Annotated in this window: 19 protein-coding genes; 14 read left to right on the top strand and 5 right to left on the bottom strand. The window is 63.4% G+C overall.

Translation table 11 applies throughout. The features are described from left to right. The first annotated feature begins 134 nt into the window (after positions 1–134). The 5 genes from CH305_RS10140 (at position 135) to CH305_RS10120 (ending at position 4,500) form a co-directional block, all read left to right on the top strand. Positions 135–497, top strand: coding sequence for a bifunctional 3-phenylpropionate/cinnamic acid dioxygenase ferredoxin subunit (locus CH305_RS10140; protein WP_032405160.1), 363 nt, complete (start codon positions 135–137; stop codon positions 495–497). Continuing rightward, on the top strand, positions 494–1,657 hold the full coding sequence (locus CH305_RS10135) for an NAD(P)/FAD-dependent oxidoreductase (protein WP_179278251.1): 1,164 nt from the start codon (positions 494–496) through the stop codon (positions 1,655–1,657). The genes CH305_RS10140 and CH305_RS10135 overlap by 4 nt, the downstream gene beginning before the upstream one ends. Before the next feature lie 94 nt (positions 1,658–1,751). Next, positions 1,752–2,903: an aromatic ring-hydroxylating dioxygenase subunit alpha gene (locus tag CH305_RS10130; protein WP_207309267.1), complete on the top strand. Its 1,152-nt coding sequence runs from the start codon at positions 1,752–1,754 to the stop codon at positions 2,901–2,903. 41 nt (positions 2,904–2,944) lie between these two features. Beyond that, positions 2,945–3,637 (top strand): GntR family transcriptional regulator, encoded by a 693-nt coding sequence (locus CH305_RS10125; protein ID WP_080734492.1) that lies wholly within the window; start codon positions 2,945–2,947, stop codon positions 3,635–3,637. Positions 3,638–3,696: 59 nt separating this feature from the next. Further along, positions 3,697–4,500 carry an IclR family transcriptional regulator gene (locus CH305_RS10120; RefSeq protein ID WP_032405159.1) on the top strand — a complete coding sequence of 268 codons (804 nt, stop codon included), beginning with the start codon at positions 3,697–3,699 and terminating at the stop codon, positions 4,498–4,500. Here the strand turns inward: CH305_RS10120 and CH305_RS10115 are convergent. Then, entirely contained in the window at positions 4,470–5,345 is an 876-nt protein-coding gene (locus tag CH305_RS10115; protein WP_094703571.1) for a bifunctional methylenetetrahydrofolate dehydrogenase/methenyltetrahydrofolate cyclohydrolase, read from the bottom strand. The two genes, CH305_RS10120 and CH305_RS10115, sit on opposite strands and share 31 nt — an antisense overlap. A gap of 110 nt (positions 5,346–5,455) precedes the next feature. Between CH305_RS10115 and CH305_RS10110 the strand changes: the two genes are divergently transcribed. Next, the gene (locus CH305_RS10110) at positions 5,456–5,914 is read left to right on the top strand and encodes a hypothetical protein (protein WP_037152930.1); all 459 of its coding nucleotides are present in this window, start codon (positions 5,456–5,458) and stop codon (positions 5,912–5,914) included. Positions 5,915–5,921: 7 nt separating this feature from the next. Here CH305_RS10110 and CH305_RS10105 read toward each other — a convergent pair whose 3' ends face one another. After that, positions 5,922–7,298 (bottom strand): cytochrome P450, encoded by a 1,377-nt coding sequence (locus CH305_RS10105; RefSeq protein ID WP_094609135.1) that lies wholly within the window; start codon positions 7,296–7,298, stop codon positions 5,922–5,924. A gap of 117 nt (positions 7,299–7,415) precedes the next feature. On the opposite strand from CH305_RS10105, the gene CH305_RS10100 reads away from it, so the two are divergent. Beyond that, on the top strand, positions 7,416–7,721 hold the full coding sequence (locus CH305_RS10100) for a hypothetical protein (protein WP_032405153.1): 306 nt from the start codon (positions 7,416–7,418) through the stop codon (positions 7,719–7,721). 31 nt (positions 7,722–7,752) lie between these two features. Here CH305_RS10100 and CH305_RS10095 read toward each other — a convergent pair whose 3' ends face one another. Further along, a complete protein-coding gene (locus CH305_RS10095; RefSeq protein WP_094703570.1) occupies positions 7,753–8,550 on the bottom strand; it encodes an endonuclease/exonuclease/phosphatase family protein in 798 nt (265 codons plus the stop codon). A 148-nt stretch (positions 8,551–8,698) separates the two neighbouring features. On the opposite strand from CH305_RS10095, the gene CH305_RS10090 reads away from it, so the two are divergent. Continuing rightward, the gene (locus tag CH305_RS10090) at positions 8,699–9,118 is read left to right on the top strand and encodes a nuclear transport factor 2 family protein (RefSeq protein ID WP_094703569.1); all 420 of its coding nucleotides are present in this window, start codon (positions 8,699–8,701) and stop codon (positions 9,116–9,118) included. Between the two features lie 19 nt (positions 9,119–9,137). On the opposite strand, the gene CH305_RS10085 is transcribed toward CH305_RS10090, so the two are convergent. Continuing rightward, positions 9,138–9,800, bottom strand: a complete 663-nt coding sequence (locus CH305_RS10085; protein WP_179278257.1) for an IclR family transcriptional regulator — start codon at positions 9,798–9,800, stop codon at positions 9,138–9,140. Positions 9,801–10,017: 217 nt separating this feature from the next. On the opposite strand from CH305_RS10085, the gene CH305_RS10080 reads away from it, so the two are divergent. The 6 genes from CH305_RS10080 (at position 10,018) to CH305_RS10055 (ending at position 15,321) form a co-directional block, all read left to right on the top strand. Then, a complete protein-coding gene (locus CH305_RS10080) occupies positions 10,018–10,842 on the top strand; it encodes an SDR family NAD(P)-dependent oxidoreductase (protein WP_256983654.1) in 825 nt (274 codons plus the stop codon). Continuing rightward, complete coding sequence (locus CH305_RS10075) at positions 10,835–12,274, top strand: FAD-dependent oxidoreductase (protein WP_094703567.1); 1,440 nt, start codon at positions 10,835–10,837, stop codon at positions 12,272–12,274. Before CH305_RS10080 ends, CH305_RS10075 begins: the two co-directional genes overlap by 8 nt. Before the next feature lie 24 nt (positions 12,275–12,298). After that, the gene (locus CH305_RS10070) at positions 12,299–13,630 is read left to right on the top strand and encodes an MFS transporter (RefSeq protein WP_094703566.1); all 1,332 of its coding nucleotides are present in this window, start codon (positions 12,299–12,301) and stop codon (positions 13,628–13,630) included. A gap of 11 nt (positions 13,631–13,641) precedes the next feature. After that, positions 13,642–14,424, top strand: coding sequence for an SDR family NAD(P)-dependent oxidoreductase (locus CH305_RS10065; protein WP_094703565.1), 783 nt, complete (start codon positions 13,642–13,644; stop codon positions 14,422–14,424). After that, positions 14,424–14,930 (top strand): nuclear transport factor 2 family protein, encoded by a 507-nt coding sequence (locus CH305_RS10060; RefSeq protein WP_037152905.1) that lies wholly within the window; start codon positions 14,424–14,426, stop codon positions 14,928–14,930. The genes CH305_RS10065 and CH305_RS10060 overlap by 1 nt, the downstream gene beginning before the upstream one ends. 112 nt (positions 14,931–15,042) lie before the next feature. After that, on the top strand, positions 15,043–15,321 hold the full coding sequence (locus CH305_RS10055) for a hypothetical protein (RefSeq protein ID WP_306436917.1): 279 nt from the start codon (positions 15,043–15,045) through the stop codon (positions 15,319–15,321). 30 nt (positions 15,322–15,351) lie between these two features. Here CH305_RS10055 and CH305_RS10050 read toward each other — a convergent pair whose 3' ends face one another. Then, a complete protein-coding gene (locus CH305_RS10050; RefSeq protein WP_094703564.1) occupies positions 15,352–15,942 on the bottom strand; it encodes a hypothetical protein in 591 nt (196 codons plus the stop codon). Positions 15,943–16,014 lie beyond the last annotated feature (72 nt).

The raw sequence follows: 16,014 nt of genomic DNA, 5'->3' as shown, positions 1-16,014 counted from the left end.
GTCCGAATCGAGTTACATCATGTTTCGCAGGGGTGAAAAGTGCCGTCTCCTATTGACACGATCTTGTGTCGATGTTCACACTGTTGTTGCGGGAAGTAAGACGTGTTCCGCATAGCGGTACAGAAAGGATCCGAATGCTCAAGGTGTGTCCCCTGGCCGACCTCCCGGGCGGCGAAGCTCTGCGCGTCGACACGACCCCTCCTGTGGCGGTGTTCCACACCGAGGACGGCGAGCTGTTCGCGATCGACGACACCTGTACGCATCAGGACGCGTCTCTCGCGGACGGATGGCTGGAAGGGTGTGCGGTCGAATGTCCGCTGCACGCGTCCACCTTCGACCTGCGCACCGGTGCCGTCGACGCTCCCCCCGCGAAGTTGCCGGTTCGTACTCACACCGTTGTCGTCGACGACGGCGTGATCTACATCGAGCTGAGCACCGCGACCCCCAATCTTCCGCCCGACGTTCGCAGCCGGCTGGCCGCTGAGGGACATTCATGAAGAGCGTCACCATCGTCGGAGCCTCCCTGGCCGGCCTGTGCTCTGCACGTGCCCTGCGGGCGGCCGGGTTCGACGGCTCGGTCACCATCGTCGGTGCCGAGAGCCACCGACCGTACGACCGCCCTCCCCTGTCGAAGGAGTACCTCGCCGGCGACGTGGACGCGAGCACTCTCGCCCTCGAGCCCGAAGACGAAGACCTCGACGCCACCTGGATTCTGGGGCGTACCGCCACCGCACTCGATCCATCGCGTCGCACCATCACCCTCGACAACGGCACGGAGCTGACCTCCGATGGCGTCGTCCTGGCCACCGGCTCGCGCGCGCGATCGCTTCCCGGTACCGATCACCTCGCCGGTGTGCACGTGTTGCGTACGATCGACGACGCCGACCGCCTGCGCGCAGAACTCGCGCCCGGCGCGCGTCTGGTCGTCATCGGCGCAGGCTTCATCGGAGCCGAAGTAGCCTCCACCGCAAGGAAACTGGGCCTCGACGTCACCGTCGTCGAAGCCGCCCCGTCACCACTCGCCGGACCACTCGGCGCGCGACTGGGTAGCGCGGTGGGCAATTTGCACCGCGACAACGGCACGACGTTGATCTGCGGAAACGCCGTCGACGGACTGACCGGCACGGACCGAGTGACGGGCGTTCGGCTCGCGGACGGTCGCCTTCTCCACGCCGACGTCGTGGTCGTCGGCATCGGCGGCATTCCGAACATCGATTGGCTCGGCACCAGCGGACTCGCACTCGGCAACGGAATCCTGTGTGACGGTGGCGGCGCGACCGCAGTGCCCGGAGTGGTCGCCGTCGGCGACTGCGCCGCATGGCTCGACTCGACCGGTGCCCATCGGCGCGTCGAGCACTGGGCCGGGGCGTCCGAACGACCCACCGTTGCAGTGGCCACTCTGCTCTCGGGTAGCTACGGCGGCCAACACGTCAAACCTCCGTATTTCTGGTCCGACCAGTACGGGTCACGTATTCAGTTCGCCGGCAGCGCCGGACCGGACAGTGAATGCACCATCGAAGAGGGCTCACCCGAGCTCGGGAGCTTCCTCGCCGTCTACCGCTCCGACGGACTTCCGGTCGGCGTACTCGGTGTCAATCAGGTTCGTCTGTTCACCCGCTGGCGCCGTCAGCTCTCGGCTCCCGCTCGCGCGGTCTGACCACACCCCGGCTGCTGTTCCACTCGTCGTATTCCACTATCCCAGTTGACGTCTCGTCACCGATCCACAAGATCGGCCACGTACGGAGGACCCCTTGACCACCATTCCCGACACCACGCCGCCCGCCACCTCCCTTCCCCTGCCCGAGAGTCTGATCTCCACCCTCCCCGGTCGCTACTACACCGATCCGGCCATCTTCGAGCTCGAGCAGGAGAAGATCTTCGAGGAGCTGTGGATCTGCGCGGTCCGTGCCGCGGATCTGGACAAGCCCGGTGCCTTCCGTACCGTGCAGATCGGCCGCGAGAGCGTGATCGTGACGCGCACCCGGACGGGGGCCATCAAGGCCTACCTCAACGTCTGCGCGCACCGCGGTGCACGAATCTGCATGGAGGACAAGGGCGAAGTCAAGCGATCCTTCCAGTGTCCGTACCACGCCTGGACGTACGACCTCGACGGAAAGCTCATCGCAGCACCGAATCTCACCAAGATGCCCGATATCGACCGGGTTCGCTACGGCCTGTCGTCGGTGTCCGTCGAGGAATGGCTCGGATACGTGTGGGTCAACCTCAGCGACAACCCGGCGTCCTTCGACACCACTGTGGTGCAGGACATCCGCGATCGACTCGGTGACGTCGAGTCGATCGATCGCTACAAGATCGAGGACCTGGGCCTCGGCAGGCGCGTGAGCTACGACGTCAAGGCCAACTGGAAACTCATCATCGAGAACTTCATGGAGTGCTACCACTGCGCTACCATCCACCCCGAGCTGACCGAGGTGCTACCGGAATTCGCCGACGGATACGCCGCCCAGTACTACGTGGGCCACGGAGCCGAATTCGGGGAATCGGTCAAGGGATTCACGCTCGACGGTTCGGAGGGACACGACTCCATCCCCGGAATCGCACCCGAACAGGACAGGCGCTACTACGCCATCACCGTCAGGCCGCAGGTGTTCGTCAACCTCGTCCCGGATCACGTGATCATCCACCGGATGTATCCGCTCGCCGCCGATCGCACTCTGGTGGAATGCGATTGGCTGTACCTACCAGGCGTCGTTGCCTCGGGACGGGATCTGCAGAAATCGGTGGAGTTGTTCCACCGCGTCAATCTGCAGGATTTCGAGGCGTGCGAACGCTGCCAGCCCGCCATGAGCTCCCGCAAGTACCGAGACGGCGGAGTGCTGGTGGGCAGCGAACACCACATCGGTATCTTCCACGACTGGTTGAAGAACCGCATCGAGGCCTGACCGACCCTGCCCCGCGCTCGGTGCCGATAGGATCGGTGACCATGAGTGTCGAGGTTGCGTCGCCGGGCACCCCCGGATCGTCGGGGGTGCCCGGCGAACCGGGGGCGACCATGGCGGACGCGGCCTACGCGGCTATTCGCGACAAGCTGATCATGCTGGCGATCAAGCCAGGTGAAGCCGTCGTCGAGTCGGCGTTGTCCGTCGAGCTGGGCGTCGGCCGTACACCGGTGCGGGAAGCTCTGAAACGGCTCGAGTACGAGCGCCTGGTGATCTCACATGCCCGCCGTGGCACCTTCGCAACCTCCATCGACGTCGCCGATCTGGGCGACATCTCCGAGATTCGCCAGCGCCTCGAACCCCTGGCGGCAGCGAAGGCGGCCACCGCGTCCACTGCGACCCAACGTCAAGTTCTGTTGGGCATGGCCGATCGCACCGAGAAGTTCGAGGCCGCGCCGCCGAGCCAACACGACCTGATCAAATGGGACGCAGAGGTACACCGCACCGTGTACCGGCTGGCGGCGAACCCGGTTCTCGAAGACGCCTTGATTCGCTACAACAATCTGGCCACGCGAATCTTCTGGTTGTTCATGGATCGACTGCCGCCGCTCGCCGATCATGTGGGTACCCACACCACGCTGCTCCGGGCGATCGCGGCCGGGGAAGCCGAGGACGCTGCGGCGATTGCCCGAGCCCATGTGACCGAGTTCGACGACGCTGTTCGCGCCGTCATCTAGACGTCACTGCCCGAGGGTGCGTACCACCAGGTAGGTGTCCGGTACGTATAGTCCAGGGGGTGGCAACCGACGATTCGACACGTGCCCCCGAGGGTGGCGTCCAATCCGTCGACCGCGCATTTCGAGTGCTCGAGGTCGTAGCGCGACTCGGGGAGGCGGGCGTGAGCGCCATCGCCACCGAAATCGGTGTGCACAAGTCCACGGTGTCGAGGCTGCTCGCGTCGCTCGAAGAACACGACATGGTGATGCAGACGCACAATCGCGGCAAGTACCGGCTCAGCCTCGGTGTACTGCGGCTCGCCGCCGCCGTACCCGAGCGCCTGGAGATCACCGAATACGGCCACGCCGTCTGTGAACGCCTCGCAGGCAAGCTCGGCGAGACAGTGAATATCGCTGTGCTGCGGGCCAATACGGCCATACACCTGGATCAGGCCCGCGGTCCCAGTTCGGTCGGCACCCACAACTGGATCGGGGAACAGACTCCCCTGCACGCCACCGCCAGCGGCAAGGTGTTGCTCGCCGCACTGGATGCCGACACCCGGAAGACGGTCGTCGAATCGCTCGACCTCCACCGATACACCGAGCACACCCTCACCACCAAAGCCGGTCTGACGGCCGAACTCGATGCCGCGGTGTCCCTCGGGTATGCAGTGGTCGTCGAAGAGTACGAGACCGGACTCAATGCCATCGCAGCTCCGGTTCTCGACTACACCGGCAAGACGACTGCGGCACTGAGCGTCTCCGGTCCGGTGTATCGCTTCGACGAGACCAGAATGCGGGCCATCGTCCCGGACGTACTGGCTGCCACGGCCGAGATCAGCGAGAAGATGGGCTACCGCGAGTCCTTCATCCCCTCGGCCTGAGCGGCTTCCGCACACTCCACCACGTTCGTGAGCAGCATTGCCCGCGTCATCGGACCGACGCCGCCTGTCGCTCCACTGATCCGCCCCGCGATCTGCTCGACGCCGGGGTGCACGTCACCGAGAATGCCCTCGACGGTGCGGGTGATTCCTACCGACAGCACCGTTGCCCCGGCACTGATCCAATCCGGTTGCACCAGATGCGCAACGCCCGCAGCGGCGATGACCACATCGGCGGCCCGAGTGTGCGCGGCGGTGTCCACGGTTGCCTCGTGACACATCGTGACCGTCGCGTGTTCACTTCGCCGGGTGAGCATCAACCCGAGCGGACGCCCGACGGTGATCCCGCACCCGATGATGCAGAAGCGTGCGCCGGTGATCGGAACATCATGGTGGCGAAGCAGTTCCAATATCCCGCGCGGTGTGCACGGCAACGGCCCGTCCATGCCGAGCACGAGCCGGCCCAGATTGGTCGGATGCAGCCCGTCGGCGTCCTTGCGTGGATCGATCAGTTCGATCACCCGATGGGTATCGATGTGCGGGGGAAGCGGCAACTGGACGATGAAGCCGGTGCACTCGGGGTCGTCGTTGAGCGCGTGCACCGCGTCTTCGATCTCCTGCTGGGTCGCGGTCGCGGGCAATCGCACCTGAATCGAATGCAGCCCCACCTCGGCACAGTCGCGATGCTTCGCTGCGACGTAGGAACGACTACCCGGATCGTCGCCCACCAAGATCGTGCCGAGACCGGGCCGAATCCTCTGCTGGGCGAGCCGTTCGACGCGAAGTCGCAGATCGTCCTTGACGATCGCGCTGACCGCCGTCCCGTCGATCTTGAGCGCTGTGGTCATACTGTGATTCCTCGGTTCGGCAGGCCCTGCGTTCTGATATATCAACTGTCGGCCAGGGTACGGCTGGTCGCCTCCGTCGGTCAAGAGCGGCGGTGTGGGAGGGTCGAGCCATGGAGCCCCTGCAGCCGATGCGGCCGGTCGACGTGCAGCGGGACGAGCGAGAGTCTGCACCACACTCGAAGGTGTGGGGTGCGCGCATCCTCCTTGTAGGACTTGTTCTGACGGCGGTTCTGGTCGAGGACGGACAGTCCTGGTTGGCCGTGGCAGGGGTATGCACGGCAGCGATAGGCGCGGCGCTGACTGTTGCGTCGACGCGACGAACAATGCGAGAGAACGCGGGCCGGCGAATTCCCTGGCTCGGTCGGCCGCCGATCGAACCCCGGCAAGTAGACCTACTAGAGACCTTCGGATTTCCGATGGTCGTTTTCGGTGTCGCAGTGGCCGCGAAGAGCGCATCAGTGTCGTGGTTCATCGCATTGCCGATCGTCTGCATCGGCGCTGTCGCGGTGCCCCTCGCGGGGCACGCATGGCACAACTACCGCGTCCGGAGGGATCAGCCCAAGGTCTGATGCCTGGTCAGATGCGAAGTTCGACGTACAGGCCGTGTTCGGAGGCCGTGTGAATCGGATATCGATTGTCGTACTGCGTCGGGTCGAGGTGAGCGTCCGGGTACGCACGCAAGAATGCGGTGACGAAAACGGCGATCATCGACAACGCGAACGACTTCCCCGGGCACGACCTCGGACCCTTGCCGAACGGCATCACCTTTGCCGAATCGACAACTGCACCATGCGCGTTCAGTAGCCGTGCCGGATCGAACGTGGGCCCACTCAGGGCATGAACTGCATGAATGTTCGGCATTATCAGCGTGTTTCGATGAAGCCGCACCACGCGGTCACCGACCTTCAGATCGAAATCCTCCGTGACTCGGCCGTTGAAGACCGATCCTGGCGTGTCGACCCGCAGTGCCTCCATCACGCACGCCCGCACCACCGCCGATGCGCCAGCAGATTCTGGGGCAACCGCGCCGACTTGGGTCTTCCAGATCGAATTCACTGGGGCCAGTATGTGTTTCAAGGTCGCGAGCACCGCGGTACGGGTGGTATCCACGGCGGCCACGAACGACGTCGCGGTGTCGTCACGGATGACGCCGGTGGAGAACCCGGAGTCACTGTGCAGCCGCGCGAGGTGACCCGCGACGGTCGAATCCGGTGGGTGAGCCGACATCTGCAGCATGTGCTGCTGCAGCGCGCGTGTGTTCGCACGCATCAGGCGTTGCTCGCGCGTCAACGGCAGGTGCTGCAGCCTCGGCTCGACCCTCATCGCGTAGGTGTTCGCGAACTTCCGCAACCGCAGAAAGTTCTCGTACAGCGCCTCCGCGAACGGGAGGCTGCACTCGCGTCCCTCCCGGTCGACGTACCGGACCGGCGCGAACGCTGCCTCACCCCACACAGCCTCGGCCACTGCCTCCCGGACACACACCGTGACGACCGGACGCAGATCGAGACCGATTTCACCGGAGTCGACCGGTAGATGACGATCCAGCGCACGCACGGTGACCTCGAGCGCGTCGCTCGAACCGGTTGCCACCACGAGGTTTCTCTTGCGTTCCTTGAAATCGGCTCGCGTCGACGACGCGAAAGTGACGGCCTCGGGGCTCAGCTGTCCGAACGAATGACGCGCCGCAGTATCTCGGTCGATGTGAACGCCCGCGACCTTGGGATTGACTATCGCGTCGATCGCCCGCCGGGACAGCGCATACAACTGCACGCGACTGCCCCGCCACGTGCCGATGAAATCCGAGGTGCCGTCGCCGATGAAAAGATGGTCTCGGGTCAACTTGTGTTCGATGGCCCCTGAGACCCCGAATTCGGCCGATAGCGGCAGCGCCCCACCCTCGAAGTGAATCCCCTGCCGAATGTAACTGGAGCGCTGCGCGAATACCGAGCTCACGTCATCACGGCTCCTCGACAATCACTCCTGCCGCCACTCGGCTGCTTCGGCCAGCTTAATCGCGGGTCGAGCGGCGCAAGGAGGATCGGAGAGAGTATTTCGGCGATACTGGAAACCATGATTCGCAACGTGGTTGTCGGACGCCTCCGTGCCTCGACCGATTCCGAGCAGGCCGACGCAGATGCGGCACAACTTCGGGACGGTCTCGCCGGAATCGCGGCGTTGAATCTGCCCGGCCTGCTCATGCACCACAGCGGCATCGATCTCGCACTGCGCGAGGGCGGTTGGAGCTTCGCGATCACCAACGACTGGCTCGACGCCGACAGCTACCGCGTCTACGACCTCGACGCCGAACACAATGTTCACCGTGCCCGAATCGCCGAGGTCTGTGACCACATTGCTCGAGTGCAGTTCGAAATGTGAGCGAGCCGAGCCTCCGGATCTACATCTCCCGCTATGCGAGATCCAAGGCAAGTGCTCGGTGGTCGGACACCTCTGGTTTCGCGACGATCTCGAAACTTCGCACTGCAGTCGGATCGGACACCAACAGATAGCTGGCGCTTCGAACTCGTTTTGTATAACTGGACGCTCGCGTGTCTGCTTCTCCCACCAGGTCGGTCATTCCGTGCTCGGCCAGCAGTGTGAATGTCTTGCTCGACGGCAGCAGGTTCAGGTCGCCGCAGAGCACCATGGCGTCGCTCGACGGGCGAACATGTTCGACGACCTCGACCATCTTCCGGGCCTGCTCCAGCCGAATGGGACTGTCGTCCTTGCCTGCTGGATCACGCAGACCGTGTAGTTGGATGACGGAGACAAACCTGTCGCCGACGCGATCGCGAACGGTCACCGTCAACGCGGCTCGTGGACGGTCGTCCACGTTCCACTCCGTGTGATCGACGAACCGTGAATGCACGAACCGCGCGTCGAGTCCGACGACAGGAAAGTCCTCACGCACCCAGGTCGCAATCCCGAAGTCCTGTCTCAGTTCCACGCCGTCGGCGTCGGTGACAGGTCCGGCGTCGTTGGCGACGAAATACGGCGTGTATCCGGACAACGCGGCGGACACGTCGCCGAACAGATCGAGCCGCTGCGGCAGAGTGCGCTCACCGTCGGCGAACGTTGCCCAACCCGATCGATTCGGAGTACGAGTGACTTCCTGAAGGCAAATGATCTCGGCATCAACGGATTTCAGCCATCCCACGAGCTCGTCGTACATGGCACCGCCCCACGCATTGATCGAGATGATCTTCACAGCACGATGATGGCAGATGTGGCGTAACTCGCGCGCTTCATTTTCGGTTACGACGAGTAGACCCCTGACTCGACTGCTAAATGGACCGGACGTAACGTCATCGGCAATACGCACTATCCGTGCGAATAGCGCACCGAAGGAGACGCCGATGCCCGATCCAGATGCGGGAACCATTGCCGAGGTTCAACTCCTGTACGGCAGGCAAAGCCACGCAATCGATTCCGGACGCGCAACGGAATGGGCAGAGACATTCACCGCAGACGGCGTCTTCGACTCGCCCAGCTACCCCGAACCCGAGGTCGGTAGGGACCAGCTGACCGCCTTTGCCCAACGCTTCTTCGACAGCGCGGCCGACGCGAACGAGAGGCGTCGGCACGTCATCACGAACATTGCCGTCGATCTCGTGAGCGTCGACGAACTGACAGTCGACTGCTACCTCCAGATCATGGCAACACCACGTGGCGGCGAGACTCGGCTCGTTCGGTTCACGTCGGTCCGGGATCGTGTTGTACGAGTGAATGATCGGTGGCGTATCCAGCACAGGACCGTGTCTCGCGACGACGCCTGACACGACCCTCAACCACCGGCTAACGAAGCAAACGCCCCAACCGTGCCGCCGCAGCGACGACGGCCGCACCGAGTTCCTCTTCGTCGTCGATCTCGAACACCGACGCACCCACACTCGCCATGGCGTCTCCGCGGCGACCCGGCACCACGGCGGACACTCCGCCGACCGATGGAATCACTTCACCGTGGGTGACCGCATATCCGACGCTTCGCGCCCTCGCCACTTCTGCACGTTCGCCATCCGCCGGGGGCAAGGACGCAAGCATTGCCAGGCCGGCAGATCCTCGGTCGATCGGATCGACCTGCCCCCCACGGAACGCAACGTGCACCTTCGCGCCTCGTGGCTCGACAACCATCAAAGCCCGGACCTCCGTTGAATTTTCGCGAACGACGAGATGGACGGTCGCTCCCAGCTGATCCGCCAGTTCTTCGAGAACGGGGCGCGCCACGGTTCGCAGATCTTGCTCGACGGGTTCGGCGAGCGCCACCAGCCCGGCCCCGAGCGAAATGCGCTTGAAGTCGTCTCGCCGGCACAGATGATGAGCCTCGAGCGTGCGAACCAGCCGGTGCGCGACGGTGCGGTGCACACCGATTCCGTCGGCGATCTCGGTGATCGACAAGCCATTGGGATGTTCGGCCAATAGCTCGAGCACGGCGAGGCCGTGGTGCAGCGTTTTGGACATCCCAGAATCGATGGCCACGGAGTGACTGCCGTCCATGCGGCGTGGATCGGTGTCGGTCATGAAGCGCCCCCTATTGACGAGTGTGAGGTGGACCACCTACAGTTCGACGTGAATCGCACACTGCGTGCGATTATCGCACACAGCCTGAATCGCCGCAAGCTGTCCCCTCGGACCGCTTCGCAGGCTCGATCACGATCTTTCGCACGAGGAGAACGCCATGAACAATCCCAATCCAGGACGCGTCGTCGATCGCACGATGACTGCGGTCTACCCCGAACTAACAGGCAAGGTTGCTGTTGTCACCGGGGCCGCTCAGGGAATGGGATCGGTGTTCGCCAAGGGACTTGCGGCGCGCGGCGTACACGTCGTCGGTGCCGACATCAACGACGCTCGAATGAAGGAAACAGCGGAGCAACTCAACACGGAGCTGGCCACCGACTCGCTGGTCGAGCAACCCGGAACGATCATCGGCGCACGAGCCGACGTCACCGTCGCCGATGATCACGAGGCTCTCGCCCGAACCGCTCTGGCCGAATTCGGGCGGATCGACTTCTGGATCAACAACGCGGGGATCTTCCCGTTCGCGTACGCCGCGGACATCACCCCCGAGCAGATAGGTGCCACGCTCAGCGTGAACGTCGAAGGCGTTCTGTTCGGTTCGCAAGCAGCAGGTCGCCATATGCGCGAGGGCGGCGCGATCGTCAATATGTCCTCGGTATCCGCGCTTCGCGTCCGTAAGGGCCGCGGTGCCTACTGCACGTCCAAAGCGGCCGTCGCCCACCTGACGGAATCCCTTGCCGTCGAATTCGGAGATGTGGGCATTCGCGTCAACTCCATTGCACCCGGCTACATCGACACCGAGATGACTCGGTGGGTGCAGGAAGATCCCGAAGCGCTGGCCAAGGCACTCGATTCCGTTCCCCTGCATCGACTCGGCGCACCGGAAGAAGTCTTCGGGCCGCTCCTGTTCCTACTGTCGGACAGTGCTCGCTACGTGACCGGGCACAGCATCGCGGTGGACGGCGGGTCACGACATGTCTGACACCGACTACGACGTCATCGTCATCGGCGGTGGCGGCGCGGGGCTTGCCGCGGCAGTCACTGCAGCCGAGAACGGTGCGTCCGTCATTCTTTTCGAGGCGCGCAAAGAACTGGGCGGATCGACGGCACTGTCGGCCGGATTGTTCACCGCTGCAGCGACAAGCGTGCAACGCTCCCTCGGAATCGACGACAGCGCCGAGAAGTACTTCCAGCACTACATGGATCTCAATCAGTGGATGCTCAAACCCGGCCTGATCAGAACCTTTTGCGAGCAGGCAGGACCGACTCTGGAGTGGCTGATCGAACTCGGATTGGACATCCCCGCAAGGACTTCCGGAAATGCACACCAGCCGGGCCTGAGCCAGGCGGGCGTCGAGGACGTCTGGAGAGGTCACGTTCCGAAGGATCAGGGGTACGGCCTCGTCCAGGTGTTGGACGCCGCACGCCGCAGGCACGGAATCGAGGTCGTTCTCGACACTCGTGTGCAAGCGCTACTCACCGAGAACGATCGGGTCGTGGGAGTCGTTGCCGATGATGTCGAACTCCGTTCTGCGGCAGTCGTCGTGGCGTCGGGTGGTTTCGCCCGGGATCCCGAGCTGGTCGATATTCATTTTCCAGCTGCCAACCGGGCCGGCTCCGCTCTCTTCGTCGTTGCTGCCGAGGGCAGCCGCGGTGACCACCTTCGCTACGCGCCGTCGGTGGACGCGTCCATAGCAGGTCACGGGTGGGGACTCATGCTGCCCACCGTCTACTTTCAGCGCTACCACCACTGGCAGTCGGGATTTCCCCCGAAATCACGTATTCACGTGAACGCCGCGGGGCGTCGATTCATGGACGAAGACGCCTCATACGCGGTCTCGACCGGAATCATCGACGGTCAGGGTGGCTCGGCCTGGATGATCTTCGACGACAACGCTCGACAGAATCTGCCTGCGGGATATGCCGATTGGGCACCCGATCGTATCGAGGACGAGGCGGACGCCGGCCGGACACTTCGCGCATCCTCCCTCGCGGAGCTGGCCGAACTCATGGCGGTGCCCGCCGCGGCTCTCGATTCCACGGTCGAGCGATGGAACGCGCATCTGCCCCACGGCGAGGATCCCGACTTTCTGCGCCATCGGACACTCGCCAACAAGGGCAGTACGTCGAATCCCGAACCCATCGAGACCGCCCCCTTCTATGCCGCACGAATCCTCCCCGCCGAATTGGTCTGCACACATGCAGGTTTGGAGATCGACTCCGATTCCGCGGTGCTGACAACACGCGGCACCCGCGTACCCAGCCTGTTCGCTGCAGGCGAGGCAGGAGCGGGAGTTCTCGGGCAGAGGTACGTCGGTGGCGGTAACGCTGTCGCCAATGCACTCACCATGGGCCGGATTGCCGGTCGAAATGCCGCCCTTCACACCGTCGATGCACAGCCACTGACGGCCTGACCACCCCCGACCTCGAGGACACCGATGACTACGAACGATCGCGCCGTGCAGCCCGAGTCGGACGCACGAGCCCCCAGCACGAACCCGAAACAATCTCCCCTGACAGTGATCCGGGCCGCTGTCGTCGGAACCGTCGTCGAGTACTACGACTTCGGCATCTACGGCTACATGGCCACCACCATCGCCGCGCTGTTCTTCGTGTCCGACGATCCGACGGCCGCCCTTCTCGGTACGTTCGCGGCGTTCGCCGTTGCCTTCTTCCTTCGCGTTCCGGGCGGAATCTTCTTCGGACACATAGGCGACAAGTACGGACGCAAGAATGCGCTGTCCTGGACCATCCTGCTGATGGTGATCGCAACCGCCGGAATCGGACTACTCCCGACCTACGTAACCCTGGGAGTGTGGGCCACCTCGGTTCTCGTCCTGTGCAGATGCCTGCAGGGATTTGCTGCGGGTGGTGAGCTCGGAGGGGCCAACGCGTTCGTCTCCGAGTCCGCGCCGACGCGGTGGCGTGCGACCCAGACGTCGATGGTCAACACCGGAACCTACATCGGATCGTTGCTCGCCTCGCTGTGCGCACTGGCACTGAACTCCGTGTTCACCGACGAACAGATCCTCTCCTGGGCATGGCGAATCCCGTTCCTGCTCAGCCTCGTGATCGGCGGTGTCGGCATCTGGATCAGGAACCGTCTCGACGACACCCCGGAGTTCAAAGAGCTCGAGGACAAGGGAGAGACCAAGAAGCTCCCCATCTCGGAGCTACTGAGCACCTCGGGCGGCAGCGTCGTGAAGATCATCCTGCTCGGTGCGCTCATCACCGGTGGCTACTACATCGCATCGGTCTACGCCGCCACGTACCTCAGGACCGAGGGCGGTCAGACCTCGCAAGCAGCATTTCTGTCGACCTCGCTCGCGTTGGTTCTCGGAGTGATCACCCTGCCAATCTCGGGCTACATGGCCGACAGATACGGGCGGAAGCCCGTCCTGTTCGCGGGCAGCTTCGCGGCCATCGTTCTCGGTGTCCCGATGTTCATGATGATGGCCGGCGGCACGCTGTGGCAGGCCGTCGTCGGGCAGTCGGTGCTGTTCATCGCGGTGTCCGTCGTCAACGGTGCCTCGTACGTGACCTACGTGGAAATGCTCAAGACCTCGGTGCGGTACACAGGCCTGGCCCTGGGTAACAACACCACCAACATGTTGCTCGGTGGCACAGCACCTTTCATCGCCACGTACCTGATCTCACTCACCGGAAATCCACTCGCACCCGCCGGGTACTTCGTCTTCTGCGCCGTCATCACCTTCGCCACGGTCTTCTTCGTGACCGAGACGAAGGGGACCGAACTGAAGACAGAGTGAGAGGCCCTCGCATGAACTTCGAGAACAAGACGATCGTGGTGACCGGCGCAGGGAGCGGCATGGGCCGAGTCGAATCGAAAATGCTGGCGGCCCGGGGAGCCAAGGTGTGGGTCACCGATATCTCGAAGGCCACAGGCGAAGCGGTGGTGAAGAACATTCTCGATTCCGGCGGTCGAGCAGAGTTCTACCAGCTCGATGTCACCGCACCGGACTCGTGGACGGCACTGGCGAAATCCATCGAGTCATCGGATGATGACCTCGACGGACTGGTGAACAACGCCGGTGTCAGTCACCGAGCGGGTATCGAGGACACGACCGTCGACGACTGGCACCGCGTCATGAACCTCAATCTGAGCTCGGTGTTCTATGGAATGAAAGCTTGTGCGCCACTTCTCAAACGGGGTAGCGGTGGTTCGATCGTCAACGTGTCGTCCATTGCCGGAATGCTCGGCTACTTCGCGGCAGGTTACGGCGCCAGCAAATGGGGCGTGCGCGGCCTGTCGAAGGTAGGAGCACTCGAATTCGCCCAGTACGGAGTTCGAGTCAATTCGATCCATCCCGGCCTGGTCGACACACCGTTACTGCATTCCGGCTCAACGGCTTTCGTGGAGACCAGCCTGCAATCGGTACCCGCGGGGCGCGTCGCCGACGCCGAAGAAATCGCAGAATCGGTCGCGTTCCTGCTGTCGGATTCATCGCGGTACATCACCGGCACAGAAATCGTCGTCGACGGTGGCCTGACCTCCGGCGGGATCTACCACCGCATCACCAACGAGTTGAAAGCCGGTTGCTGATGTCGAGTGAAGACCGAGTGGCGATCACCGAGGTGCTGTATCGATACGCCCGGGCCGTGGACCGCAAGGACTTCGAGAGCCTGAGGAGGTGCTATTTCCCTGACGCCGTCGACCACCACGGGGGCTATGTCGGCACGATCGACGGTCTGATCGAGGACATCGAGCTTCGTCATCGAACCATCGACAGCTCGATGCACTTCATAACCAACGTCATCATCGATCTGGAGCCGTCCGAACAGGTGGCCGACGTCGAGTCCTACTGCCTGTGCTACCTGCGGCAAGAATCCGAGATCGGATCGTCGACGCACGTCTTGACGACCGTGAAATGCCGATACGTGGACCGCTTCGAAAGACGGGACAGCGAGTGGCGGATAGCCGATCGAGTAGTCGTGTTCGACGAGTCCCTGTGCACCACTGTCGAAAACGTGCTCGACCCGGGTTGGGTCACCTCCCGCCGTTCCCAAGCCGACCCGGTATTCACACGTGGGGCCCGAAACAGCGGGTGACAAGTTGCGAACGCCAAGATCCGTTGGGTATCTACTATGGAGGCGACGTCATCGTCCAGCTGCGCTGACAGGTTCTATTGGCACGTTCGCGCTGCACTCGATTGGAGACTCGGTGAAACGTAAGTCCGCTTCTCAGTCGATGTTCCGCGACGGTGCCGGAAGCCTGGCGTTGGTGGCGGGCATCGTGGCAGTCATCTGCGCATTCGTGCCGTTCGTCGGAGACTTCGTAACCATCCCGGCCGGAATCGTCGCGGTGATCAGTGGCTGGATCGGTCTCGGCCGCGCGGTCGAGGGCGACGCGTCCAACGGTCGGGAGGCAGTGATCGGTGCGGCGCTCGGGGGTGTCGGATTGTTCATCGTGTTTCTGACCTTCGCGGCATCGTCCATGTGATCTCAGGACCGTTCGCTCCCGGCCGCGAATTCAGTTGTTGCGGAGTCCCGGGGTCATCGCGATGTCGGTTACTTGTTGGACCGTCAGCACGCGATCGGCGGATACATCGACATGGCTGCCGTCGGTCGCGTATACCTCTACGCGACTTCCTTTTTCGGATGACCTGACATCGACGACGGTGCCGTCATTCAGTGTGCGACGCTCATCGACGTACCCCGCAATACACGCCCCGACGGGTTGATCGGATGTCGACAGCGTCACGTTCACGTCGCCCACGGCCCCGCCCAGCGCGATTCGCCCATATGCAATGGCTCGGGTATCGAAGGTCAGCGGTGGGAACATCGCATCGGGCTCCACCGTGGTCCCAGCGGGCAGTGCCTGAATCAAGGCGGCGGATTTGGCCGATGCGTCGAACCCCGTGGGGACAGAATCAGGGCCGGCAATTGCGTAATTGATTCTCTGCATATCCTTGGGCAGGAGGACCTCCTCGCAGCCGGGTATCGACACGGCGGCGGGTTGGGGATCGTGCAGTAGACCGGCGACTACGACGCCGGCCGCCACGGTGCCGACGATCACCACCACTGTCGACCACACCGACTTCGGGTCACCTGGATTTGCCATCCTGTCAGTGTCCACTGCCGACGACGACCCGGCGAACCCTGACCGACGTCTCTCAGCGTCGCCCCCGACGGA

The sequence above is a fragment of the Rhodococcus sp. 15-649-2-2 genome (assembly GCF_002258645.1).
GTDB lineage: Bacteria > Actinomycetota > Actinomycetes > Mycobacteriales > Mycobacteriaceae > Rhodococcoides.
The sequence above is the reverse complement of the archived record's forward strand: the minus strand, read 5'-3'. Positions and strand labels throughout refer to the sequence as shown.

What these genes read in the sequence shown, in the direction of transcription:
- CH305_RS10140 (WP_032405160.1), top strand. Translation starts at nt 135, where the DNA reads ATGCTCAAGGTGTGTCCCCTGGCCGACCTCCCGGGCGGCGAAGCTCTG.
- CH305_RS10135 (WP_179278251.1), top strand. Translation starts at nt 494, where the DNA reads ATGAAGAGCGTCACCATCGTCGGAGCCTCCCTGGCCGGCCTGTGCTCT.
- CH305_RS10125 (WP_080734492.1), top strand. Translation starts at nt 2,945, where the DNA reads ATGAGTGTCGAGGTTGCGTCGCCGGGCACCCCCGGATCGTCGGGGGTG.
- CH305_RS10115 (WP_094703571.1), bottom strand. Translation starts at nt 5,345, where the DNA reads ATGACCACAGCGCTCAAGATCGACGGGACGGCGGTCAGCGCGATCGTC.
- CH305_RS10110 (WP_037152930.1), top strand. Translation starts at nt 5,456, where the DNA reads ATGGAGCCCCTGCAGCCGATGCGGCCGGTCGACGTGCAGCGGGACGAG.
- CH305_RS10100 (WP_032405153.1), top strand. Translation starts at nt 7,416, where the DNA reads ATGATTCGCAACGTGGTTGTCGGACGCCTCCGTGCCTCGACCGATTCC.
- CH305_RS10090 (WP_094703569.1), top strand. Translation starts at nt 8,699, where the DNA reads ATGCCCGATCCAGATGCGGGAACCATTGCCGAGGTTCAACTCCTGTAC.
- CH305_RS10085 (WP_179278257.1), bottom strand. Translation starts at nt 9,800, where the DNA reads ATGTCCAAAACGCTGCACCACGGCCTCGCCGTGCTCGAGCTATTGGCC.
- CH305_RS10080 (WP_256983654.1), top strand. Translation starts at nt 10,018, where the DNA reads ATGAACAATCCCAATCCAGGACGCGTCGTCGATCGCACGATGACTGCG.
- CH305_RS10075 (WP_094703567.1), top strand. Translation starts at nt 10,835, where the DNA reads ATGTCTGACACCGACTACGACGTCATCGTCATCGGCGGTGGCGGCGCG.
- CH305_RS10070 (WP_094703566.1), top strand. Translation starts at nt 12,299, where the DNA reads ATGACTACGAACGATCGCGCCGTGCAGCCCGAGTCGGACGCACGAGCC.
- CH305_RS10065 (WP_094703565.1), top strand. Translation starts at nt 13,642, where the DNA reads ATGAACTTCGAGAACAAGACGATCGTGGTGACCGGCGCAGGGAGCGGC.
- CH305_RS10060 (WP_037152905.1), top strand. Translation starts at nt 14,424, where the DNA reads ATGTCGAGTGAAGACCGAGTGGCGATCACCGAGGTGCTGTATCGATAC.
- CH305_RS10050 (WP_094703564.1), bottom strand. Translation starts at nt 15,942, where the DNA reads ATGGCAAATCCAGGTGACCCGAAGTCGGTGTGGTCGACAGTGGTGGTG.